The 23,925-nt window shown below is 49.0% G+C and carries 21 protein-coding genes; 16 read left to right on the top strand and 5 right to left on the bottom strand.

The features are described from left to right. The first annotated feature begins 280 nt into the window (after positions 1-280). The gene (locus ATORI0001_RS08050) at positions 281-829 is read left to right on the top strand and encodes an arginine repressor (protein WP_003148421.1); all 549 of its coding nucleotides are present in this window, start codon (positions 281-283) and stop codon (positions 827-829) included. A 133-nt stretch (positions 830-962) separates the two neighbouring features. Here the strand turns inward: ATORI0001_RS08050 and ATORI0001_RS02290 are convergent, their stop codons facing one another. Beyond that, positions 963-3,140: a transglycosylase domain-containing protein gene (locus ATORI0001_RS02290; protein WP_003148424.1), complete on the bottom strand. Its 2,178-nt coding sequence runs from the start codon at positions 3,138-3,140 to the stop codon at positions 963-965. A 166-nt stretch (positions 3,141-3,306) separates the two neighbouring features. Between ATORI0001_RS02290 and tyrS the strand changes: the two genes are divergently transcribed. From tyrS to ATORI0001_RS02250, 8 genes are all read left to right on the top strand, one after another. Next, entirely contained in the window at positions 3,307-4,518 is a 1,212-nt protein-coding gene (gene tyrS / locus ATORI0001_RS02285; protein WP_003148322.1) for a tyrosine--tRNA ligase, read from the top strand. Positions 4,519-4,530: 12 nt separating this feature from the next. Continuing rightward, the gene (locus ATORI0001_RS02280; protein ID WP_003148594.1) at positions 4,531-6,738 is read left to right on the top strand and encodes a DUF6541 family protein; all 2,208 of its coding nucleotides are present in this window, start codon (positions 4,531-4,533) and stop codon (positions 6,736-6,738) included. Positions 6,739-6,776: 38 nt separating this feature from the next. Then, complete coding sequence (rfbA, locus tag ATORI0001_RS02275) at positions 6,777-7,679, top strand: glucose-1-phosphate thymidylyltransferase RfbA (RefSeq protein WP_003148808.1); 903 nt, start codon at positions 6,777-6,779, stop codon at positions 7,677-7,679. Position 7,680: 1 nt separating this feature from the next. Beyond that, on the top strand, positions 7,681-8,580 hold the full coding sequence (gene rfbD, locus ATORI0001_RS02270; RefSeq protein WP_003148663.1) for a dTDP-4-dehydrorhamnose reductase: 900 nt from the start codon (positions 7,681-7,683) through the stop codon (positions 8,578-8,580). A gap of 1 nt (position 8,581) precedes the next feature. After that, positions 8,582-9,649 (top strand): dTDP-glucose 4,6-dehydratase, encoded by a 1,068-nt coding sequence (gene rfbB, locus ATORI0001_RS02265; protein WP_003148235.1) that lies wholly within the window; start codon positions 8,582-8,584, stop codon positions 9,647-9,649. Then, positions 9,649-10,494, top strand: coding sequence for a LicD family protein (locus ATORI0001_RS02260; protein WP_003148176.1), 846 nt, complete (start codon positions 9,649-9,651; stop codon positions 10,492-10,494). The genes rfbB and ATORI0001_RS02260 overlap by 1 nt, the downstream gene beginning before the upstream one ends. Before the next feature lie 175 nt (positions 10,495-10,669). Next, positions 10,670-12,460, top strand: a complete 1,791-nt coding sequence (locus tag ATORI0001_RS02255; RefSeq protein ID WP_003148178.1) for an NTP transferase domain-containing protein — start codon at positions 10,670-10,672, stop codon at positions 12,458-12,460. A 37-nt stretch (positions 12,461-12,497) separates the two neighbouring features. Continuing rightward, positions 12,498-13,469 (top strand): DMT family transporter, encoded by a 972-nt coding sequence (locus ATORI0001_RS02250; RefSeq protein WP_003148649.1) that lies wholly within the window; start codon positions 12,498-12,500, stop codon positions 13,467-13,469. On the opposite strand, the gene ATORI0001_RS02245 is transcribed toward ATORI0001_RS02250, so the two are convergent. Together ATORI0001_RS02245 and ATORI0001_RS02240 are read right to left on the bottom strand one after the other, a co-directional pair. Then, entirely contained in the window at positions 13,466-14,377 is a 912-nt protein-coding gene (locus ATORI0001_RS02245; protein WP_003148236.1) for a Gfo/Idh/MocA family protein, read from the bottom strand. The genes ATORI0001_RS02250 and ATORI0001_RS02245 overlap by 4 nt on opposite strands. A 16-nt stretch (positions 14,378-14,393) precedes the next feature. Next, positions 14,394-15,185: a glycosyltransferase gene (locus ATORI0001_RS02240; RefSeq protein ID WP_003148496.1), complete on the bottom strand. Its 792-nt coding sequence runs from the start codon at positions 15,183-15,185 to the stop codon at positions 14,394-14,396. 75 nt (positions 15,186-15,260) lie between these two features. On the opposite strand from ATORI0001_RS02240, the gene ATORI0001_RS02235 reads away from it, so the two are divergent. Together ATORI0001_RS02235 and ATORI0001_RS02230 are read left to right on the top strand one after the other, a co-directional pair. Further along, a complete protein-coding gene (locus tag ATORI0001_RS02235; protein ID WP_244851829.1) occupies positions 15,261-16,202 on the top strand; it encodes a LicD family protein in 942 nt (313 codons plus the stop codon). Next, on the top strand, positions 16,199-17,446 hold the full coding sequence (locus tag ATORI0001_RS02230) for a lipopolysaccharide biosynthesis protein (protein ID WP_003148263.1): 1,248 nt from the start codon (positions 16,199-16,201) through the stop codon (positions 17,444-17,446). Before ATORI0001_RS02235 ends, ATORI0001_RS02230 begins: the two co-directional genes overlap by 4 nt. Here the strand turns inward: ATORI0001_RS02230 and ATORI0001_RS02225 are convergent. Both ATORI0001_RS02225 and ATORI0001_RS02220 read right to left on the bottom strand, forming a co-directional pair. After that, positions 17,424-17,810: a DUF2304 domain-containing protein gene (locus ATORI0001_RS02225; protein ID WP_003148338.1), complete on the bottom strand. Its 387-nt coding sequence runs from the start codon at positions 17,808-17,810 to the stop codon at positions 17,424-17,426. The genes ATORI0001_RS02230 and ATORI0001_RS02225 overlap by 23 nt on opposite strands. 19 nt (positions 17,811-17,829) lie before the next feature. Further along, positions 17,830-18,510: a glycosyltransferase family 2 protein gene (locus ATORI0001_RS02220; protein WP_003148152.1), complete on the bottom strand. Its 681-nt coding sequence runs from the start codon at positions 18,508-18,510 to the stop codon at positions 17,830-17,832. 153 nt (positions 18,511-18,663) lie between these two features. Here ATORI0001_RS02220 and rfbC point away from each other — a divergent pair, with 153 nt between their 5' ends. The 5 genes from rfbC (at position 18,664) to lgt (ending at position 23,924) form a co-directional block, all read left to right on the top strand. Continuing rightward, positions 18,664-19,263, top strand: a complete 600-nt coding sequence (gene rfbC / locus ATORI0001_RS02215; RefSeq protein ID WP_050768517.1) for a dTDP-4-dehydrorhamnose 3,5-epimerase — start codon at positions 18,664-18,666, stop codon at positions 19,261-19,263. Between the two features lie 38 nt (positions 19,264-19,301). After that, positions 19,302-21,935 (top strand): U32 family peptidase, encoded by a 2,634-nt coding sequence (locus ATORI0001_RS02210; protein ID WP_003148443.1) that lies wholly within the window; start codon positions 19,302-19,304, stop codon positions 21,933-21,935. Positions 21,936-22,117: 182 nt separating this feature from the next. Further along, the gene (locus tag ATORI0001_RS02205) at positions 22,118-22,354 is read left to right on the top strand and encodes a NifU family protein (RefSeq protein WP_003148550.1); all 237 of its coding nucleotides are present in this window, start codon (positions 22,118-22,120) and stop codon (positions 22,352-22,354) included. A 179-nt stretch (positions 22,355-22,533) separates the two neighbouring features. Further along, on the top strand, positions 22,534-23,091 hold the full coding sequence (gene dcd / locus ATORI0001_RS02200) for a dCTP deaminase (protein ID WP_003148220.1): 558 nt from the start codon (positions 22,534-22,536) through the stop codon (positions 23,089-23,091). A 14-nt stretch (positions 23,092-23,105) separates the two neighbouring features. Then, complete coding sequence (gene lgt, locus ATORI0001_RS02195; RefSeq protein ID WP_003148314.1) at positions 23,106-23,924, top strand: prolipoprotein diacylglyceryl transferase; 819 nt, start codon at positions 23,106-23,108, stop codon at positions 23,922-23,924. The last annotated feature ends 1 nt before the right edge of the window (position 23,925 follow it).

Below are 23,925 nucleotides of genomic sequence, written 5' to 3'. Positions count from 1 at the left end.
CTGTTCAACTGACGTAGCCCTGGAAAATGAAGAGAGCCAAGTGAAAAGGCGGAACGGCGACGATGCCGTTTGCCTTGTGGACGAGGGCGCCTCGCCTGCGTATGTGTTCTTTGAGGACGATGGGACTGGTTGCTGAGACCTCTGTTATGTGGTGTGTTTGCTGAGTAACGAGGTTCTTGACTATCGTAAGGCATACTTCCTCCGCACATATTCTATACGGCTCATCACATCATTCTAATAATAGCCGCTGAGCCGTCATATTCGTCAAAAAATGCGATAAATGGACGCGCTAAGCCCCCTGAGCGCGCTACTTTTAACTCTAAACGGTACACAGGTAAACAAAATAGCTTTTTGGGAGTATGATTTTAGTTCAAAAGATGATAGGAGGGACGAGTTCGTGAAACATCACAGTGTGCGACAAAATGCAATACGTGAACTTGTTCGGAGCCAATCAGTCCGGACACAGCGTGAACTCGTATCGCTTTTAAAAAAACGTGGATTTGTATGTACCCAAGCTACGGTCTCTCGAGATACTGCAGAAATGGATCTCCAGAAGCTGCCGGAAGAGGGATATGTGCTTTCGGAAGACGTCCATCTCCAGCGGATGCTTTCTGAATTTGTGACGGAGATATCTTTCGCGGGAAATCTCGTGGTGATTCATTGCCGGCCAAGTACGGCTCCTGCGGTTGCGAGCGCCATTGATGACGTTGATCTGGACTTTTGTGTAGGAACCATAGCAGGAGACGATACGGTGTTTCTCGCCGTTGACGATGCGTCCCATACAAAAAATGTCCTGAAAATTATTGAGCAGCTCAGCGGGACGGAATAGCTCATTAGCGGGACGGAATGAGCAACAATACCGTTTAATCAGCTATAAAAAAGGCGAGAAGAGCAAACATACACTCACGATGTATATGTTTGCGGCTCTTCTCGCCACATGAAAGACTCAAAGCACTACGTCTTTACCCGCTCGGGGTAGATGGTGTGGAAGGTGTTGATGGTGTCGTAGGTGTTGTAGGCGTGGTGGGGGTTGAAGGTGTAGAAGGTGTAGAAGGCGTTGATGGTGTTGTTGGCGTATCTTCTTCATCATCGTTGTCGTCTTCGTCATCGTCATCGTCAGAATCATTAGTGGTGTTATTGGTATTGGTGTTTGTGGTATCGGTAGTCTGAGTCTGCTGTGTCGTCGTGGTAGTTTTAGTTGAATTACCATTGCCGCCCACAAATTTCCAGGCACTGTTTGGTTTGTAGTCTATTTTTGTGGTTGTCGTTGGGAATTCTTTTCGAGGAACACCCTGAAGTGCCGCATTCATATAGTATGCCCAGGCATACTGTGCCGTGGTAAAGGTAGAGCCTTCGCCACCACCCAAAATAACCGCCTCGTGTGCGTCCGGATAGCCCATCCATACAACCGTTGCCAGCTGTGGCGTGTAGCCACAGAACCAAAGGTCTTCAGAGTTATCCGAGGTACCGGTTTTACCGGCAACCGGTTGGTTAAATGTCTTCAGATTATTGGCAAAACGACCGGTACCGTATTTCAAAACGTCGCCCAATACTTCAGTAGTTGCCTGCGCAACTTCAGGTCTGAGAGCTTGTACGGAATTGTCTTTGTGCTCGTAGACGACATTGCCGTTACGGTCTTCGATCTTTGTAATGGCAACGGGATCGTGTCGTACGCCACCGGCGGCAAGCGTTGCAAAGGCAGTGCATTGTTCGACTGCAGTGACGCCTTGAGATCCGAGTGTGGTGGAAAGATACGGAGAGAGGTGGGTTCGAATACCCATGGCATAGCAGGTGTTAAGGACCTTGTCGATACCAACTGCATCGGCAACCTGGGCATATACGGTATTTGATGACCAAGCGGTAGCTTCGCGCAAAGAAATGGATCCGTAGTTATAGTTGCCGGCGTTGCGTACGAGCCATGTAGGGGTAATCTGCATGGGAGACGTGCCATTGATAATGATGTTGGGATTCATTCCTGAATCGATGGCCGCAACAAGGGTGTACATCTTAAATGATGAGCCCATCTGACGGTAGGTGGTGGTTGCAAGGTTATATTGGCTCTTGTTGTAATCCTGACCGCCAACCATGGCTTTAATGTAGCCGTTTGATGGATCAATTGATACAAGTGCCGCACCTAAGCGAGAATTTCCCAGCTCTTGAAGGCGCCTGTTACAAGCGTCTTCGGCAGCCTTTTGTAGATCGGGATCAAGCGTGGTATAGACTTTCAAGCCGCCCTGCATGATGGTATCGGAGTCAAAGTCTTCCTGGAGCAGGTTCTTTACGTAATCCGTAAAGTAGGGGTATTTACCCACCGACTCCGTGAGCTTTCCCGGATTGAGTACGAGTTCCTCATTGAGGGCATTTTCGTACTCTTCGTCTGTGATATCGCCTTGTCGGTGCATGCGCTCAAGAACGGTATTACGGCGTTCTTTTGCTGCTTCGGGATCGGAAGTTGGATCGTATGATGAAGGAGCTTGGGGAAGACCGGCCAAGGTAGCGGCTTCGGCCAGCGTAAGTTCGTTTGCATGCTTGTTGAAATAGATGACGGAGGCTGCTTCAATACCGTAGGCACCGTTGCCGTAGTAAATGGTATTGAGATACATGTTAAGAATTTGGTCTTTTGAGAACTTCTTTTCCATCTGGATGGAAATGTATGCTTCTCGTATCTTACGTTTTGCGGAACGCTCAAACTGCTCGTTTGAAAGAACGGTATTTCTCACCAACTGTTGTGTAATGGTGGAAGCTCCCTCGCCACCACCGGACAGAGTACCAACGGCAGCACGGGTAATGCCCCATGCATCGATGCCTCCGTGCTGGTAAAAACGGCGGTCCTCAGTATCGACCGTTGCTTTGAGCACGTAAGGAGAAATCTGATCAAGAGTTACGGAGCGACGTTGCTGAAGGTAGTAATCGACAATATCGTTACCCTTAGCGTCGTAGACTCGTGTGGGCTCTGCAACGAGATATGCGTCTGCAGAGTTGTAGTCGGGGAGATCTTCAAGCCATGAAGAAACCACTGCTCCCAAAGAAATGGCAAACGCTAAAGCGAGAAGAGCAAGGAATCCAAAAAACCCTGCTATACCAAATCCTACTACGTGCGTATTTGCGTGCTTATGTGCTCGACGGGTCCTAATACCCATTGCGCCTCCTTGTCATAGTCCAAACAATTATATAGCGCGATTGTCATTTTCTATGGAAAAAGACAGCTTTATATTGTTGTAGACTGATATAGATATATTTTGACACAAAGACTACATAGATAACGCAAGACATCTATGTAATCATCGGGATTGAAAGGTTGTGCTCGTGCTTCCAGTTGAAGAGCAGCTTAAAGTGATTACTTCAGGTACCATGCAGATTGTCCCTCTTGAGGGATTGAAAGAGAAACTTGCAAAAGGAAAACCTCTTACCATCAAGCTTGGCGTTGATCCAACCAGTCCTGATTTACACCTCGGACATGCCGTTCCTTTGCGTAAAATGCGTCAGTTCCAAGATTTGGGGCATAACGTAACCCTCATCATTGGTAATGGCACGGCACTTATCGGTGATCCGTCCGGAAGAGATTCAACGAGGCCTCCGTTGACATCGGAGCAAATTGAAGTGAATGCTCAAACATATGTTGAGCAGGCTATGAAGATTCTTGATCCGGATCGCACTACCGTGGTGCATAACGGTGATTGGATCAAACCAATGAACCTTGAGACGATGCTTAGTCTCATGAGCAAATTTACGGTGGCGCGTATCCTGGAGCGTGAGGATTTTTCAAAGCGCTATCACAACCAGCAGTCCATCGCGCTACATGAGTTTATCTATCCGGTACTTCAGGCATACGATTCGGTCATGATTAAAGCCGATGTTGAAATGGGCGGAAATGATCAGATTTTCAATTTGCTTGCCGGCCGCGATCTTATGCGCGATGAAGGAATGGAGCCTCAGATTGCCCTTACGATGCCGCTGCTTGAGGGTACCGACGGCGTTAAAAAGATGTCAAAGTCTTACGGAAACTATATTGGTCTCACCGATGAACCCGCTGATATGTTCGGTAAGATTATGTCCATTCCCGATGAGCTTGTAGCGCGCTATTATCGCCTTTGCTCAACGCTTTCAATTGATGAGATTGATGCCATTGATGCAAGCTTTGAGGATGGAACGGCTGACCCATATGCTCTCAAGCGCGCCCTTGGTCGCAATATTGTGGAACTCTATCATGGTGCCGATAAAGCAGCGCAGGCAGAAGAGGCCTTTGACGCGCTTTTCAAGAAACATGAGATTCCGGATGATGTTGCCGAGTTTTCTGTTGAGCTCGTACGTAATGAACAGGGGCTTGTGTATCTGCCTAAGCTGATGGTTGAAGTTAAGCTTTCGGCTTCAGCAGGAGATGCACGACGTCTTATTGACGGAGGCGGCGTTAAGATTAACGGGGAAGCGCTTGCACCAAAATCGTATAACGTTGATCCGGATCTTCTCGATCATGCAATACTTCAGGCTGGGAAGCGCCGTTTCGCAAAACTGGTATAGGGAGCGCTTGGTATGTGGATACAGTTTGCGCTTGCACTTCTTGTGGTAGCAGTTCTTTGTTATGTACCAGGATATCTTGTTGCCCGTTTGCTCGGAGGAAAACGGGCAACTTCCTGCGTTATTGCGCCTGTATTGTCTGGAGCACTCTTGGCAATTTCGGGTGTTGTCATTTACCCGCTTGGACTCAGGGGTGTGGTGCCTCTTTTAGGGTGTGTCGCGGTATGTGCTGTACTCATTTTTGGTTGTACTCGTTTGCTTTCCGGCCGCCTTGCGCGAAAGCTTGATCTCCCTGAATATGTAGAAGGAAAGTTTCTTTTAGTGGTGGGGATTCTTACACTGGGACTTTTCTTTGTTATATTTCATAAAGCAGTCCGAAATCCTGCTTGGTTTTTACAATCAGCAGATAACTATGCTCATCTCGCCTACATTGTACGCAGCACGCAGTCCGGCATATATTCAATGCTTCATGCAGCGTTTTATAATGGGGCCGTGCCATCTATCCAGGCTCCTTTTACTGATGAGGGCTTTTATCCGTATGCCTTTCATACTATTGCGTCCGTAACATCTTCAATTACAGGAGTTTCTGCTCCAATATGTGAAAATGCTACATGGTTCTTATTTGTTGCAATCGTGTATCCAACAGGCATTGCTGCACTTATTCAAGGTATTTTTAAGAAAAAGAGTTATCTTTCTAGTTTTATTATTGCCTCTGTGGTATTTGCAAATATTGCCTTTCCCATTCGAATGGTTACGGTACATGGAATATTTCCTAATGTCATTGCGTTTTGTTGCGTCCCTTCTTGTGTATATCTCTTTATTGCTGTCACCGGCGGAATGTCAGAAATTGTTGAAGAAAGAAAGAGTACCGGTGTATCTACAGAGAATCCCAAGGTGAAAGAACGCGAATTTTTTGTCTCTTGGGTTGGGATGACATTGCTTGTTATAAGCCTTTTTGGCCTTATGTCAATGCAGCCGAACGCTGACTTCTTTTGGGCGGTACTTGTTTTTCCGTACATTTTGTTTAACTACGTTCCTCGGATAGTTGAATATACTGCACATAAACATGGCATAAAGAAAAAATCGAGGCAGCTTATATTTCTCGTGATAGCAGAAGTACTTGTGATCGGTGTATCTGTCTTGGCTTGGTATGTTGTATTGAATTCCAGCTTTATGGCACCTATTGTGAACTTTGTGTGGGGCATTACAGTAGATGCGACAACTATGATTTACTACATAGTAAATTTTGGACTGATTATAAGACTGCCGTTATTTTTCTTTACTATTGCCTTTTGGATTGGATTTATATATTGCCTTATCAAGAAGGACTATCGTTGGCTGAATGGAGCTTTCTTATTCTGTGCAGTTATTCTTATATGCAGTCTTTCTGACAATCTTGCGATTAAACGGTTTTTCTCGGGATTTTGGTATACCGATCCAGAGCGAACTGCGGCTATGGTTGTTTTTGCTGCCGTTCCTATTGTTGCGGCTGGCATTTATGTCATAGCCATGGGAATTGGATTTTTCATCAGTAAAGCTATTGTTTTTATCAAAAAAAGAAATATCTTTGCACTTTCTCGGGAGGGTATTCTTCAACTTCAGCTTCGTTACGAGCCTCTTAATATCGAAGAACATCCAAAAGCTCCGTCAATCTGCGTCTCTCAAGTGACCGTTCAGGTGTGTGCGGCTATTCTTATTGCACTTGTGTATGGAGGCGCACTGCTTACTCCATGGGATCTTAGCAAGCTTCCCGCACGCGTAAAGAGCGAGATTCGCTGTGGTATTGGCTGGATGAATGAAGTCTATGAACCTCGTGATGGCATGACATATTCGGCTGCGGAGGAAGCTTTTGTTAAGAAATCGCAAAAAATCATTGGTGATGATTCGCTCGTGATTAATAACCCATATGATGGCTCACTTATTACCAATGCAACTCATGACATGCGTGTATATTACCGGGAGAAGGCTGAATATCAGGAGACTTCACAAAGTAAGCTCATCCGGACAAAGCTCAATCAAATTAGTGGCGACCGTGAAGTACAGGAGGCTGTTCGGGACATCGGTGCGCACTATGTCATCTTACTTGACGTGGACAACCCTGCTTTGCGGGGAAATCACAAAGAGAAGTTTCCTGGTCTTCAAATAACCGACAATACGCCCGGCTTTGAGGTAGTACTTGCAGAAGGACCATATCGCCTGTATCGCATAACGGCGATTGATTAAAGGCGCATCTGATTGTACAAACGTTGCTTGGAGGATGTATGAAAGGCATTATTCTTGCAGGTGGGAGTGGAACGAGGCTCTATCCGCTGACGACGGTAACATCTAAACAACTGCTGCCGGTATATGACAAACCCATGATTTATTACCCACTGGCAACGCTTATGCTTGCGGGTATCCGTGATGTGTTGGTCATCTCGACTCCGCGTGATTTACCCAACTTTAAGAGTTTGCTGGGAGACGGATCTGATTTTGGCATCTCCATCAGCTATGCCGAGCAGCCGTCCCCTGACGGTTTGGCGCAGGCCTTTGTCATCGGCAAGGATTTCATTGGTGAGGATTCCTGTGCACTGATTTTGGGCGATAACATCTTCTATGGAAACGGTCTTTCCAAACTGGTTCGAGAGGCGGCTGCCAAAGCCGAGAAGTGCGGCCGAGCTACGGTGTTTGGCTATCACGTGGATGACCCCGAGCGTTTTGGTGTCGTGGAGTTTGATGCAAACTACAACGCCGTTTCTATCGAAGAGAAACCCGAACATCCCAAGTCAAACTATGCGGTAACGGGATTGTATTTCTACGATGCCCGTGTAACGGATATGGTAGGGCAGGTTAAACCAAGTGCCCGCGGCGAGTATGAGATCACCGATTTAAACAGGCTCTACCTTGAGGACGGAACGCTTGACGTAGTGACGTTGGGCCGAGGCTTTGCGTGGCTTGATACCGGTACCATGGAATCGCTTTTTGAGGCTTCTACCTTTGTACGGACGGTAGAGACGGCGCAGGGGCTCCCTGTTTCCGTTCCTGAAGAAATTGCCTTTGATAACGGCTGGATTGACCGTAAGAAATTGATTGAATGCGCAACGCGCTATGGCAAGTCAGATTACGGCAAACATCTTAAAAGTGTTGCCGAAGGCCGCGTAGTTCCCAGCGGAAGAGGAGAATAGTGTGAGGATTCTTATCACCGGTGCCCATGGTCAGCTGGGCAATGAGCTCAAACGATTGCTTGAGAGTGGGCAGGCTGAGATCGGACCAATCTCTTCTGCGTATAAAGATGCCGAAGTTGACTACATTGATATCGACGAGCTTGATATCTCAAACCATGAAGCCGTTGATGCTTGGTTTATAGCTCATGATCCCTATGATCTTGTAATTAACGGCGCCGCCATGACCAATGTTGATGGCTGCGAGAAGCACTTTGACCAGGCATTCGCTGCAAATGCCTTGGGGCCCATGAACCTTGCTCGCGCGTGCAGTCGTATGGGTTCTAAGTTTATTCACGTTTCAACGGACTATGTATTTCCCGGTACCGATCCGCGTCCGCGTACGGAAGCTGACGTACCGGCACCCATCTCGGCATACGGACGCTCAAAGCTCGCCGGTGAAGGACTTGCGCTTGCCGCATACGCACATACGTTTGTCGTGCGCGTGGCATGGCTCTATGGATATGAGGGAAAAAACTTTGTGGCTACGATGCGCTCCTTGGGCGAGAAGTACGATGAGATATGCGTGGTGGACGATCAGTTTGGCAATCCCACCAGCGCAAACGACCTTGCCTACGAGCTTCTTGCTCTAGGTGTAACCGACGAGTATGGAATCTACCACTGCACCAATGAAGGTACCTGCTCTTGGGCTGATTTTGCTGAGGCAATCATGCGAGGAAGTGGGCTTGATTGTCGCGTCAAGCGCGTGAGTTCAGCGGACTGGAAAGAGATGCATCCCGAAAGTGCTTCTCGCCCTGCGTATTCCTCTTTGGAAAATGCTCATTTGGCTGCTACTATTGGAAACAAAATGCGTCCGTGGCAAGAAGCCCTTGCCACCTATCTTGCAACAGTCGGAAGAGGATAGCGTGAAAACATATTTGGTTACCGGTGGGGCCGGGTTTATTGGATCAAATTTCATTCAGTATTTGCTTCGTATGCATGAAGACATTTGCGTGGTTAATGTGGATGTACTGACGTATGCGGGTAATCTTGAAAATCTGAGTGCCTATGAACATGACAGCCGTCTCGTATTTGAGCAGGTTGATATACGGGATCGAGCGGCCCTTGCACGTCTCTTTGAGAAGTACGCTCCCACGTATGTGGTCAACTTTGCTGCCGAGAGCCATGTTGATCGCTCCATTGAAGATCCCGGAGCCTTTGCGGATACCAACGTGATGGGAACGGTAGCGCTTCTCAGCACTGCGAAAGCTGCATGGGATGATGGATGCGGTGGCTTTGGAGACCATATATACCTGCAGGTTTCAACCGATGAAGTATACGGCTCACTGCCTCTGGACGATCCTGAAGCATTTTTCCGTGAAGATACGCCGCTGTCTCCGCACAGCCCGTATTCAGCCTCGAAGGCAAGTGCGGATATGTTTGTGAAAGCATGGTTTGACACCTATCGGTTCCCTGCGGTTATCACCCGTTGTTCCAACAATTATGGCCCGTATCAATTCCCTGAGAAGTTGATTCCCCTGATGATCCAGAATTGCTTGGATCATCGCAAGCTTCCGGTGTATGGCGACGGACTTAATGTGCGTGATTGGCTGTATGTGGAAGATCATTGCAAGGCCATTGATATGGTGCTTGAAAGAGGGCGCTTAGGGCAGGTATATAACGTTGGCGGACACAATGAGAGAAATAATCTCTACATCGTAAAGCGGATTATTTCCGAAGTGAGCCAACTTACCGGCGATCCTGAAATTAATGAAAGCCTTATTACGCACGTGACGGATAGAAAGGGCCATGACCGTCGCTATGGCATAGCACCTGATAAAATCCGAGAAGAGCTTGACTGGTATCCGGAGACCCCATTTGAAGAGGGGATTGTTAAAACGATCACATGGTATCTTGAAAACCGTACGTGGGTGGAACATGTGGTAAGCGGAGCCTATCAAGATTACTATAAGAGAATGTATGAGGGACGATAATGCGCGAATATGATGAAGAAACCCTCCACCACCTGCAGCGTGTTGAGCGTATGATTTTCAAGGACTTTATAGACACGTGTGAGAAATATAATCTTCGCTATTTTGGTATTGGAGGTACAGGTATCGGTGCTTTACGTCACAAGGGTTTTATACCTTGGGACGATGATATTGACGTCGCACTTCCGGCGGAAGATTTCCACAAGCTGCTTGAGATATATGATCGGGAATGGTCTGATAAGTACAACATCATCAATACCGAGCGGGACATTAACTACCCGTTTCCCACTACACGCATCATGCTGAACGGAACACAGTTTTGCGAGGAAGCGCTTGCGACGCTTCCGCTTGATTTGGGTATCTTTTTGGACGTGTACTGCTTTGACAATGTTTCGGATGATGAGAGGGAATATAAGAAGCAGGTCAATGATACGTGGTTCTGGTCGCATATGCGCATCCTTGTTGACGTGCCTCATCCTGTCATTCTTGCCGACGGCATTAAGGGTAAGCTGTTGCGCGCTGGTGTAGTAGTCGGCAGAGGCATCTGCAAACTCTTCCGTGTTTCAACGCGTAAGATGTATGCGCGTGAACAAGAAGCCCGTAATCGCTATGCACACGTGAAGACCAAGCGTATTGCCTATATGAACGATACTTACAAATGGAAAGAGACATACTTTTTTGATGATATTTTCCCGGTAAGAAAACTTGAGTACGAGGGAATGATGGTTGCTTTCCCACGTGATCTTGAACATCAGCTTGAACTTCTATACGGTGATTACATGCAGCTTCCACCCGTTGAAAAGCGCAAAAATCATTATCCCGCCCGGTTGGATTTTGGACCATATTAAGAAAATCCCAATATCGGATATTTTGTGAAACGCTATCTGCCGTAATCGCAGATAGCGTTTATTCTTGCATATATGTTCAAATTACTGATATAATTATGATAAATTGAACATCGTAATGAAATGCATCTATATCGGTAGGCAAGATGCCGTGCAGGTATAGACGGCGGGAGGTTTCATGGCACTGACAAAAAATGTTTTTACCGTTTTGAAGATGTTTGCAAGCACCAATGAAAAGCTGAATCAGCGTCAGCTTTCAGAGGCAACAAAGCTTTCGCTGGGAACCGTTAATACGGCCGTTAAGAGTCTTGAAAATCGAGGTCTTATCAAAAACCGCATGATCACTCAAAAGGGTCTTGAGGCGCTTAAGCCGTATGCCGTTGACAACGCCATTATTATGGCTGCAGGACTTTCTTCTCGCTTTGCTCCCATTTCGTATGAAAAACCAAAAGGTGTTTTGAAAGTGCGTGGAGAAGTTCTGATCGAGCGTCAGATTCGCCAACTCATGGAAGCCGGTATTACCGATATTACGGTAGTTGTGGGATACAAGAAGGAGTACTTCTTCTACCTAGCAGGCAAGTTTGGGGTTAGCATCGTGGTTAATCCTGACTATGCAACGCGCAATAATAACTCCACGCTTTGGTACGTTAAAAACCGACTTGGTAATACCTATATCTGCTCGTCAGATGACTACTTTACCGTCAACCCGTTTGAGCATTACGTGTATGGCGCGTATTATTCGGCAACCTATGTTGCAGGACCCACAAAAGAGTGGTGCTTGAAGGAGGGGCCCGGAGGTCGTATTACCGGTGTTGAGATTGGCGGCTTTGATGCGTGGGTCATGCTTGGACACGTGTATTTTGACCGTGCATTCTCAAAACGATTCGTTGAGATTCTTGAATCGGTCTACGAGAGGCCGGAAACTGCCGACAAACTGTGGGAAGACATATACGCTGACCATATCAAACAGCTCTCGATGACCATTCGTAAATACCCCGATGGTGTTATCAACGAGTTTGATTCCCTTGATGAACTGCGTGAATTTGATCCTGCGTTTATTGAAAACATTGACTCAGAGATATTTGACAATATCGTTTCCGTGCTCCATTGCGAGAAGTCCGATATTCATGGCTTCTATCCGCTTAAGCAGGGTCTGACCAATCTTTCCGCTCATTTTACGGTTGGCTTTGGTAAGGACGTACAGGAGTACGTCTATCGCCATCCCGGCGTTGGCACGGAAAAGCTTGTGGACAGAGCAGGCGAGGAGGCAGGTCTTCGTCTTGCCCGAGAACTCGGTCTAGATAGTACGTTCATTTATGAGGATCAAAAGGAGGGCTGGAAAATCTCTCACTTTGTAAAGGACGCAAAGAATTTGGATCCGCATAATCCTGAGCAGCTTCGCCGTGCCATGGAGATGGGTCGGACACTTCATGAAAGTGGCGCGGTACTTGATCGACACTTTAGCTTTGTTGATGAGGGTCTCAACTATGAGAAGGTCTTAAAGGAGCATGGCCCTATTGAAGTTCCTGGCTATTTTGAGCTGCGCGAGAAAATCCTTAAACTCAAGGCATATGCTGATGCAGACCATGCCAAGACAGTCATTTCTCACAATGATTTCTTCTCCCTCAACTTCCTTATTGACGAAAACGATACCTACAGTCTTATCGACTGGGAATATGCAGGTATGTCCGATGAAGCAAATGACTTCGGTACTTTTGCGGTATGCTGCGAGCTTTCAGAGGATGAGGCAAACAAAGCCATTGACTATTATTTCGGACGGACGGCAACCACAAAGGAGCGTCGTCATTTTTGGAGCTACGTGGTCTTTGCCGGTTGGTGCTGGTATCTTTGGTCGCTGGTAAAAGAGGCTGAAGGAGAGAATGTAGGCGAGTGGTTCTTTATCTATTACCGCTACGCTGCGCAGTATATAGACAAGCTTCTTAGTTGGTATGAAGAAAATCAGGCGTAAACGTAGTACATATGAGGCAAGAAGGGCGGGTTTCAACATGCAATACGGATTAATAAGCGGCATCCTGTGGGCAATCGATACCGTCATCCTAGGTGTAGCTCTTGGCATGACGCCATATCTTGATGCACCTCAGGCATCAATTGTCAGTGCATGTGTGCATGACGTTTTTGCGGCGTTGATCCTTTTGATATTCATGGGTGCTCGTGGACGCTTGAGGGACACCGTTTCTGCTTTAAAGACGAGAAGCGGAAAGGTTGTCGTGCTTGGTGCGCTGCTCGGCGGTCCTATCGGTATGAGCGGATATCTCGCGGCCATCAATAATATTGGACCAGGTTATACGGCAGCCATTTCCGCATTCTATCCTGCCGTTGGTTCTGCGCTTGCATGGCTTTTGTTAAAAGAACGCATGAAGCTTAAACAGGTGCTTGCACTTCTTGTGGCGCTTGTTGGGGTCATGCTGATGGGACTAACCTCTGCCGATGCCGTTACCGGTAATGGTAATGTTGCTATTGGTATTCTCGGTGTGTGTGCCTGCGTTTTTGGTTGGGGATCCGAAGCGGTTATTTTGGCTTGGGGTATGCAAGACAGTGCGGTTGACAATGAAACGGCACTTCAAATCCGAGAAACTACCTCTGCTCTTGCCTACGGTATCGTGGTGGTTCCCTTGACGGGTTCGTTTGGCTTTGCCGTTCAGACGGCAGTGACGCCTGCAAACGGCATTGTTCTTCTCGCCGCGCTAGCGGGCACCGTATCGTATCTCTTCTATTACAAGGCCATTGACGCCATCGGAGCTTCTCGCGGTATGGCGCTCAATATCTCTTATTCTGCGTGGGCTGTTATTTTTGCAGCTCTTGCAGGTGTATTGTTGCCAGCTATCATGCCCGAAGCAATTCCGTCGCCTTTGGCCGCACTGTGCTGTATTGTCATCATCGTAGGTACGGTGCTCTCGGCAACGCCCGACTGGCGTGAATTGGGGATCAAACGGGAGTCTTCCGGAAGAGAAGCTTAGTCGATGCGCAGTGTGTTGGGGCTGTTGTAGTAGTCTCCCATGATGTGACAGAGCGCGGATGAAATGTCTCGCGCGATATAGGAATTTTCTCGGCCGGTGGATACCGCTCGCACAAAGGTAATGAGTTCGTAGCGGAATCCTTCGCCTTCAAGTTGGTAGAAGTAGCGTTTGTTGTCAGCGGGATTCTCATAGCGGATTTCAAAGTAGTCGGTTTTCCACCACGGTGCGGGAACGTATACATAGGCATCAGTGCCGGAAATGATTAATTCGCCTTCAGATTTGACGCCGGTGGCCACTTTCATGGAAGCAACGGCAGTTGGGTATACCAAATCAATTTTGGTGAATTCTCCTTCGTGGACATAGCCCTTCTCGCCGCGAACGACTATCTGCTTGGATGTATAGTTGGTTCCTAAAAGCTGAAAAATGGGGAGCAGCGCGATGGGCCCCCATTCTCCCATGCCACCCCAGTTGGCGCCCGAAACCGCTTTGTCTTCTTTGCTGTAGCGAAGTGTGGTGCAGGTTGCATCAACGGAGACAACCTTACCAATCTTTCCGCCTTTGACTAAGAGGTAAAGGCGGTGATACGCCGTGGAGTAGGCGGTTTTGATGGCGTCTTGGAGTACGAGGTTGTGCTCATGTGCATATGACATGAGCGCGTTACCCTCATGGGGCGTGAGGGCGAACGGAGACTCGCACAGTACGTGCTTGCCGGCTTTGAGCGCATGCTCTACCTGCGCATGGTGTAAAAGCGGATCGGAAGAGATGATTACCGCATCTACGGCGGCGAGAAGCTCATCAATGTCGTTCGTTACAAGAGGCAGTGAGGCAAGTCCTTGAGCAAGCGATTCTTTGCGGGAAGTTGCAACCCCTACAATCTCCATGCCGTTGACTTTAGTATATATCGCCATGGGGATAGAGGTACCTCTATCCATTGCTTTTTTGACCTTTTTTGTAGGCAAGATTAATGAGTTTTGCCACGGGCGTGGGCCAAAATTTTTCAAGCATTGCAAGGTCTTCTGCTTCACGGCGATTATCATGTATGAGATGGCTGGTCTCGGAATCTTCATGGATGCGATGAAGCATCAAAATATTTGTGTTGTAGAGGAAATCTCCCTCCCTACGACTGATTTTCTCCCATGCTTGCCAGTCAAGGTTTGAGCCAAAACCGGCTTCAAAAACGGGAAGCTCAAGGTTTGGGAGACAGAGCGTAACGGAAGGGCAGCAGATGGCACATCCCAATTTAAGCGCACGTCGTTTTGCCCACTGTTTGCCCGCATTTTCAGGTTTTCCGAGGGAATAGAGCAGACGACGCTTGACGCTCAAGAGCCTATTGTCGTCTATTTCACGTCCGTCTCTGAGCTCTCCGTAATTGGTGAAGTATATAAGAGGCAAAGATGAGGCGTTTATGCGCGCAAGCATTTCTTCCGCATAGGTCGGTTTGTAGATATCGTCTTGGTGAGCAATGGTTACGAGGGGAGTGGTGCAGCAGCTGACGGCAAAGTTCCAGTCGCCGGCGATGCCCCCGGGTCCCTCATTGATATACATTTTAATGTTGTACTTCTCGCAAAGATTGCAAATTAAATCATTGGGCGTGGAAGTTGCAAGGAGTAGTGTTGTGGGAAGTGTCTGCTTTGTAAGCGAGCAGATGAGCTCTTCCAAATACGGACTTTCCCCGTAGGCACAAATGGCAAAGGTGTGATCGGCTGGTGTGTACATGGTATCATCCCATCATGAAGCGTTCGTTGTGGAGCTTTTTATTATCTGTATTATAGAAACATTAACCAGAACTCGTTGGCTGGAGTCTTTGTGGGATTTGAAACATATAAGGGTTACGATGATCCGAAGGAATTGCGTCGGATTCAGATTTTATCTACCATGCTGATGGATGAGCTTGATCGTGTCTGTGGTGAACTCGGTATTTCTTATCAAGCGTATGGCGGTACCGAAATCGGTGCCATTCGGCATAAAGGCTTCATTCCCTGGGATGATGATGTGGACATTTCGATGTTTCGTGAAGACTATGAAAAATTTCTTGCAGAAGGTCCGTCACATATCAGACCCGATTTTATTATTCAAAACGGACGCACTGACGACTTCTTTCCTGCGGTAAATTCCAACCTCTCTTTGAGAGGTACCGTGTGCGTACCGGATGAATTTATGGATTGCCCGTTTACGTATACCATCTCCATCGGAATCTTTCCGTTTGACAAGATTCCTCGGGATCAAAAGACGTATGCCCGCACCAAACGCCGCACGTGGTTTTGGGGACGCTTGAATTTCCTGCGTGCCACACCGAGGCCGCATATACCCTTGGGAGGCTGGAAGCGCACGCTCGCGCTTGCGGGATGTTTTCTTATCCACTGGACCATGCGTATCCTGCATGTTCCTTCAAAGTTCATTTTGAGCCATTGGGACAGGGCGGCTCGCTTGGGCGAGCATGAAGAAACCGACGTTTACGCCAGCTTCGTCGAGCCTGATCCCGAAAATTGGACCATGAGCAAAAGCGACGTGTTCCCAACCGTGCGCGTTCCGTTTGAAGACATCACGACGGTTCTCCCCAAGGAGTATGACAAACTTTTGCGGCTGGGCTATGGCGATTACATGCAGCTTCCTCCCGAGGATGATCGCAAGAACCATCATCCCGGCAGACTTGATTTTGGCAAGTGGAAAGATATCGATGTCACTAAGGGAAGCCGTGATGCCTTTGCGGCTTTTGGCGAGAAGAGCGTATGAATATAGAAACATCTCCGGCGCAAATGCGCAAAAACTATTTTTGGAACACGCTTGGCTCGTTGATGAATGCCGCGTCAACGGTCCTCATGCTGATGGCAGTGACGCGGACGATGGGTGCTGCCGCCGGAGGCATCTTCTCGCTTGCGTATGCCATTGCACAGCAGCTCATGGTAATCGGCCATTTTGAAATTCGCACCTATCAAGCAACCGATACGGAAGAAAAATTTCCGTTTGGCGTATATCTGGGGTCGCGTTGCATTACGACGATCTGTATGATGATCGGCGTGGTTATCTACTCCGCTACCACGCAGGGACTGACGTATGAAGGTCTGCTTTTTACTCTGATTGCTTCGTTGCGTCTCTTTGACGTTGTTGAAGATGTGTTTCATGGTATGTTTCAACAGCACGGAAGACTTGATATTGCAGGACGTGCGTTTTTCTTCCGTGTACTGACGACGGTTGTCGCATTTGTTGCGGGTGTGGTACTTACGAGGAATCTGCTGGTATCATGTCTTGTTGCTTTTGCGGCGTCTGCTGTGGTGATGGTTGTGCTGATTTACGCGCCCGCAAAGGCAATGGAGTCTCTGAAACCATCTTTTAACCTGGGGTCCATTGGAAAATTGCTATTGACCACGGCACCGCTTTTTGCGGGATCGTTCTTGCTGACCTATGTGGTGGGAGCTCCCAAATACGCCATGGCACGTTTCATGAGCAACGAGTATCAGACGTTTTATGCGGCACTTTTCATGCCGGCGATGGTCATTAACTTGCTCAGTAATTTCATTTTTAAGCCGCTTTTGACCGATATGGCTAATCGGTGGACTTCTGGCAATATCGCCTCGTTTTTGTCTCTCATCCTCAAGGGTTTTGGCGCAGTAACGCTTGCCACGCTGCTTACCATGGCTCTTGCGTGGCCTTTGGGCACACCGGTTTTAGGCATACTGTACGGACTTGATTTTTCCCCGTATCAAGCGGAACTTATGGTGCTTTTGGTGGGAGGCTGGCTGAATGCGCTTACGGTGATTCTCTACTATGCTGTGGTTACCATGCGAAAGCAGATTGGCGTTTTGGTGAGCTATGCCTGCGGCGCCGGTTTTGCATTTGTGACGTCAGGTTATTTCATTACAACGGGCGGCATGATGGGTGCCTGCCTTTTGTATGACGCCTCGCTCCTGATGCTTGCCTTGGTATTCGGAGTCTTCTGTGCGCTGGGCTTGCGAGCTAAACGCGGGCAGCGTGGTTGAAGTCGGTGATGGAATCGAGGTTCTTCTCGTCACGTAAGTCTTTATCGTGAAGGGCAATCGTAGCGGAAAGCGATTCAACCTTATAGGTAAGGCGAGAAATGCTGCACGACTGGTGGAACAGTTTGATGAGCATCAGGGCTATCACAACAACCAAAACGAAGTTGCTGGTTGAGACAAATCCAAAAAGTCGAGAAAAGAAAAAGGGGATTTGCGGAATAATCGCAAACAAGAGAAGAAGAGTTGCGGATATGACCCAAAACACTGAATCTGAAATGCGGATTCGTGATTTGCGGACGCTATTGATAACAATGCCGAGTGCAAAGAGAGCACCAAGGAGTAAAGAAATTCGAAGCATGATAGACATAAAGCCACCTTATCTCGGTTTATCTAAACCATTGGAACAGAAGAAGTGAAAGACACGTGCGTGCCATATAGACAATAGAGTTATAGAAGTTGAGATAACTCTTACCGCCTTGGCGCTCACGCATTTCGGTCTGAATTTCGCTGATCCGCGCACCCTTGCGCATCAGGAGCGAAATGGTGTCGGGTTCCGGCGAGAAGTCAAACGAGCGCGCATATCTGTCAATCATTGCGGCATTGTACATGCGCATACCGGAGGTTGGATCGGTGATGACCTGTCCGGTACTGCGCTTGATAAGCCAGCTGATGAGTTTGGAACCAATCTCTCGGGCACTTGATCCGCGTTGTTTGGTTACAAAGCGGGAAGCTATGACAATGTCGACGTGGTCTCGCTCAAGCGCTTCTGCCATGGCTGGAATGAATTGCGGCATATGTTGGCCATCGGAGTCGAACTGCACGGCAGCATCGTAACCATGATCTTTGGCATATCGCATACCGGTGCGGAAAGCCGCTGAAAGTCCACCGTTGACGGGTAAGTTTATATAATTGAAATTATTCCGGCGGCAGATGGCCAACGTGGAATCACTCGATCCATCGTTGATAACAACATAGTCAACGGACGGACATGTCTGTGTTAATTCAGTGATAGTGTCCGCAATGCAGGCTTCCTCATTATATGCAGGTACAAGTGCAAGAATTCTCACGGCTTTTCCTTCTGTACGATCTTTGCGGTGTCTTTGAGTCTCCCACTAAAATAATAGCGTACTCATTGGGTGATTGTTTGAGTATAGTTATCTGTGGACTCATCAGACAAGTGGTGAGTATAAAACGAGTTGCGCGTGAAGGGAAGCCGTATCGTGGCTGAGTTGACAGAACGTTCCATAACATCGGGTAATTTTGTGTTCACTCCTACCTCCATTGAGGGAGTGATGGCAGTCGATGTAAAGACGTATGGTGATCGCCGCGGATACTTTATGGAAACCTATCGACGTGACAACTTTGTAGCGGCAGGTATTGATGCGGAATTTGTCCAGGACAACCAGTCGTCTTCATCGCAAGGGGTGCTTCGGGGACTTCACTTTCAGATTGCACATCCTCAGGCAAAACTGGTTCGAGTTATTCGGGGTACCGTTTTTGACGTGGCAGTTGATTTGCGCGTAGGGAGTCCTACCTGGGGTAAGTGGGAAGGCATCGTCCTTTCCGAAGAGAACCACCGTCAATTCTTTGTGCCGCGAGGATTTGCCCATGGATTTTTGGTGCTCTCGGATGAGGCTGAGTTCTGCTACAAATGCGACGACACCTACCATCCGGGCGATGAGGGTGGCGTTATGTGGAACGATCCTGAGATAGGTATCGTGTGGCCGGCGTTTCTCGGTGAGAAGAACTTTGATCCTGCGCGCGTCATTTTGTCCGACAAGGATAAAGTGCATCCGCCTCTTTCTGCACTGAAAAACTAATATCGCTCAAACCAAGTACCGTCTACGCAAGGATATACATGAATGATCGAAACCGTCGCGAGCGTGCGTGTGCCGCTGGCGAGAAGAACCGCATGAATGAAGCGTCATGGACCCATGCATCGTCCCACGAGCTTGAACACACAACGCCGCTTGCCAATGCCGCTTTTGTGGAGCTTCTCGCTCCGGCAGGAGGCCCCTCAGCGTTCAGTGCGGCCCTGGCGGCCGGTGCGGACGCCATCTATTGCGGGCTTGGCAGCAACTTTAATGCTCGGCGCAGTGCCGACAACTTTGATGATGCGTCTTTTGCGGAGGCATGCAGGCGTGCACATCTTGCGGGCACGCGAGTGTATGTGACGGTCAACGTGGTGGTCAAGTGGGACGAGATGCAACGCGTATTGAGGCTGATTCGCCGCGCGTGGCTTTTAGGTGCCGATGCCTTTATTATCCAGGACTGGGGGCTTTTGTGGCAGGTCCGAAGTACGTGGCCCCAGATGGAGTGCCATGTGTCTACGCAGGCCAACATACACGACGCGCGAGGCGTGGCGTTTTGCCGAGAGCTCGGCGTTGGCCGCGTAACGCTTTCTCGCGAGCTCACCTCTCAAGAGATCGGCCGCATTGCCCAAGAGGGCGTTGATGTGGAATGCTTTAGCCATGGCGCGCTGTGCTTTTGCTACTCGGGCATTTGCCATATGAGTTCCATGCGCGGCGAACGCTCTGCAAATCGTGGTGCGTGTGCACAGCCGTGTCGTCTGCCGTACGTGTTGGTGGATACCGATCATACGGTAGTTTCTCGTCCGGAGTTTGAGCGCCTGTTATGTCCCAAGGATTACTGCACCATTGACGATTTGCCAGAATTGGTAGCGTCGGGCGCCAAATCGCTCAAGATCGAGGGGCGCATGAAGGCGCCCGAGTATGTGTATTCGGTAGTACGTGCCTATCGAGAAGCGCTTGACGCTCTTGTGGCTGGTGAGGACAGCGACTCAAATCGTGCGTATCGCCATCGCCTGCTTAAACGTTCCTTTAATCGCGGGCTTATCGACGCATATCTACAAGGTACTGCCGGCAACGAAATGATGAGCTACGAGCGGTCAAACAACCGTGGTGAGACTGTAGGCGAGGTGGTCGGTGGTCGCGCGCTTGAGGATGCCGTCGAGAAGAAAGGCGGACTTAACGGCGGACGGGTAAAGCTGCGGCGCTACAAGCAGGCTGATGTTGATTTGGCCGTCCATGCACCCATTGGCAAAGGGGACTTGTTGGAGATTCGCCCTCTTGATGACCCTACGAAATTCTTAACAGCCTTGGCTCCTTGTGATGCGGAGCCGGACAGCACCTTGACGGTCAGAGCGGCTCGCGTGATGGCGGTTGGCTCCGTGGTACGCGTGATTCGTTCGGAGGCGGCGCGTGCTCAGGCGGAACGGATTGCCTCACTCGACTGTCCCCGCAAACGCGCCGTTTCCGTGCGGGTTTCTGCGCATATTGGCCAGCCGTTTACCGTTTCACTTACCACCGCTGACGGGGAGCATTCCGCATCCGTCCAGGGCTTTGTGGTTGAGAAGGCACGCACGAAGCCGGTTAGTACGGAAGAGTTAAGAGAGCACGTGGGACGCATGGGTTCATCTCCCTTTGAGCCCATATGCTTTGACATTGATCTTGATGCGGAATGCGGCATGAGCTTTTCCGCCGTCCACGGCGTGCGCGCAGATGCGTGCATGGCTCTCGAAGAACGGATTCTTGCCGGCTATCGAGCTCGCGAGAAGAACACGGCGCCTCTCTCTCGTCGCGCCGCCGAAAATGAACGCAGCGCAGCAGCCAAAGCGGCATCTTTGCTCCTGTCAGACAGAGCCTCTGCTCAAACAAGGGCAAAAGACGCTGAGATATGTGTGCTTGTGACCTCACCGGAGCAGGCACGTATTGCACAGGCGGCGGGAGCTTCTCGTCTCTATGCATCCGCCGATGCGCTCAATCAAGGTGTCTGGCCGGATGATATGCTTGCACGCGTGGTGCCGTGGCTGGATGAAGTGTGTCGCGAGGCGGATCACTTGCGGCTTGATCCGTGGATTCGCACGGGAGCTCCCGTGGCCGTCGGTAATATATCAGAGCTTGCGTGTGCGCTTGATTGCCATGCGATGGCAGAAATCCGGGAATGTATTCCTCTTCACAACGATTATGCCGTGAGCGCTCTTGTAAACAGCGGTGCCTGTGGCGTTTGGCTGAATTCCGAGTTGACTCTTGCTGAGATTGCTCATATTGCGGAAAATGCCTCGGTTCCCGTGGGGTATTTGGTCAGTGGCCGCATACGCACCATGACAAGCGAGCATTGCGTGCTTATGGCAACGGGGAAGTGCATCCATGACTGTGATACCTGTAAGTTGCGCCAAGAGCCGCATTATCTGCGCGGAATTGATAACGATTATCTTCCCGTTACCACGGATACTCAGGGTCGCTCACGTATTTGGGCCCCTCAGCCTTTTGATGCGGTACCTGAGCTTGATGTCCTTCTCGCCCACGGAGTTACCCGGCTTATGGTTGATGCCACTTTGCTGACCAAAGAGCAGACAGAGCGTGCCATTGCGCGTGTGGCTTCTGCAGTAGCTGCCGTGAAGCAGGAAAGAGCTTTGCCGAGCCGTCTTGAGGGAGCAACGCAAGGGCATCTCTTCTCGCCCATTGGTTAGCGGTGTGCGATTGCCTTTATGCGGCCGTTTGCTTTAAGACGCCACGTTTGGGAGAAGCGCGCAAGGGAGTTCCTGAGGGAGTCCACAAGAAACGTGTGATGTAAGAAACGTATCATTTGAAGGTCATTGGGTACGATACAAAAGACTTTGATCATCGTATTGAGACCATAAGGAGATCGGCTATGGCAATTAACAGGGAACTTTTGAATGCTACGCTTGACGTAATCCGTCAGAGCCTTCAGGCGGACGGTGGAGACGTTGAGCTTATCGATGTGAATGACGACGGTACGGTAACCCTTGAGATGACCGGTTCCTGCGCCGGTTGCCCTCTGTCTGCCTATGATATGTCTGAGGGCATCGAGCGTATTCTTGTTGAACACGTACCCGGCGTAAAGCGCGTTCAGCCGGCGATGCTGTAGCGGTATTTGCTCAAGTAAGTAGGGCGCGTTCAAATTTAATGGAAATATGTTGAATTTCCTGCGTTAATATGATGCATTTTTGGTGCGCGCCTCTTTTTTGAAAGTGCGCGTGCTAAAGTGAGCGTGTTACTGTAGTAAGGCAAGAAATTGGGAACCACCGTGAGGGAAAGGCAGATGATTTGGTCCTCTCAGATCGCGACATTAAAAGTGAGCTTTTAGCTGGTCGTATTTTGATTGAGCCTTTGTGCGACAAAAATATCCAACCGGCTTCCGTTGACGTATGTCTTGGTTCAAATTTTAGGATCTTCCGCAATTCTATACACACTTGCATCGATCCCTTAACAACACAAGATGGTCTTACGGAGTCAATTGACGTTCCCGAGGGTGAGGTATTCGTTCTTCATCCGGGTCAGTTTGCACTTGGAACCACTCTTGAGCGCATTGCCATTCCCGATGACATCTTGGGTAAGCTTGAGGGCAAATCAACGCTTGGCCGCCTTGGCCTCATGATTCATTCAACTGCCGGATATGTTGATCCCGGTTGGGATGGAGAGTTGACTCTTGAGCTTTCCAATGTGGCTACTCTTCCCATTGCCCTGCATCCGGGGATGCGCATTGGTCAGCTCTCTTTTGAACGTATGAGTTCTCCGGTCGAGCGTCCCTATGGATCTGAAGCTCTTGGCAGTCATTACCAGGGACAGCGTGGGGCTACACCGTCTCATGTCCTTCAAAAGTAGGTGGCGAGAAGTACGTGTGGCTTAACGAGCTCTATCATTCTCTTAACCCGGTAGCCATATCCATCGGACCGCTTTCCATCCGTTGGTATGGGCTGGCATATCTTGTTGGCTTTACTTTGGCGGGCGTTATGCTCTACCGTACAGCGCGTCGCTGGAAGCTTGATATAACCGTTGACGATACGCTTAATCTTCTTGTGAGTATAGCGTTCGGAGTCATTATCGGAGCTCGCTTGTTTTACGTCATCTTCTATGGCGCAGGATACTATCTTCAACATCCCTTGGATATTTTTGCGTTCTCGCAGGGAGGCATGAGCTTTCACGGAGGTCTTGTCGGTGCTGTCGTTGGCGGTTCACTTGCGTGCCGTATGATGCACTTTTCGATTCCGACCATCGCCGATCTTGCGGCCATTGGAGCTCCTTTGGGACTCTTTTTTGGCAGATGTGCAAACTTTGTCAATGGAGAGCTGTGGGGAAAGCCAACCAATCTTCCGTGGGGAGTTATGTTTGAAACAGGCGGTGCCGTCTACCGTCATCCTTCCCAGCTCTACGAAGCACTTCTCGAGGGTTTGGTGTTGTTTATAGTTCTCTACGCGCTTTCAAGAGCATATCCTCCGCGTTCACAGGGAACATTTATCGGCATATTTTTATTGTTGTATGGCGTCTTCCGTTTTCTTATTGAATTTGTACGCTTACCCGATCAGCAGCTTGGATATCTTTTAGGTGGTGTTATTACCATGGGCCAACTGCTCAGTGTTCCGCTTATAATTTTAGGTATAGGAGTTCTTGTATATGCACACAAAGTAGGCTCTCCTCAAGTAGGGAGGGTAAGGTAGC

The organism is Lancefieldella rimae ATCC 49626 (assembly GCF_000174015.1).
Lineage (GTDB): Bacteria > Actinomycetota > Coriobacteriia > Coriobacteriales > Atopobiaceae > Lancefieldella > Lancefieldella rimae.
Note: the sequence above shows the minus strand (reverse complement) of the source record. Positions and strands in the feature narration are given on the sequence as shown.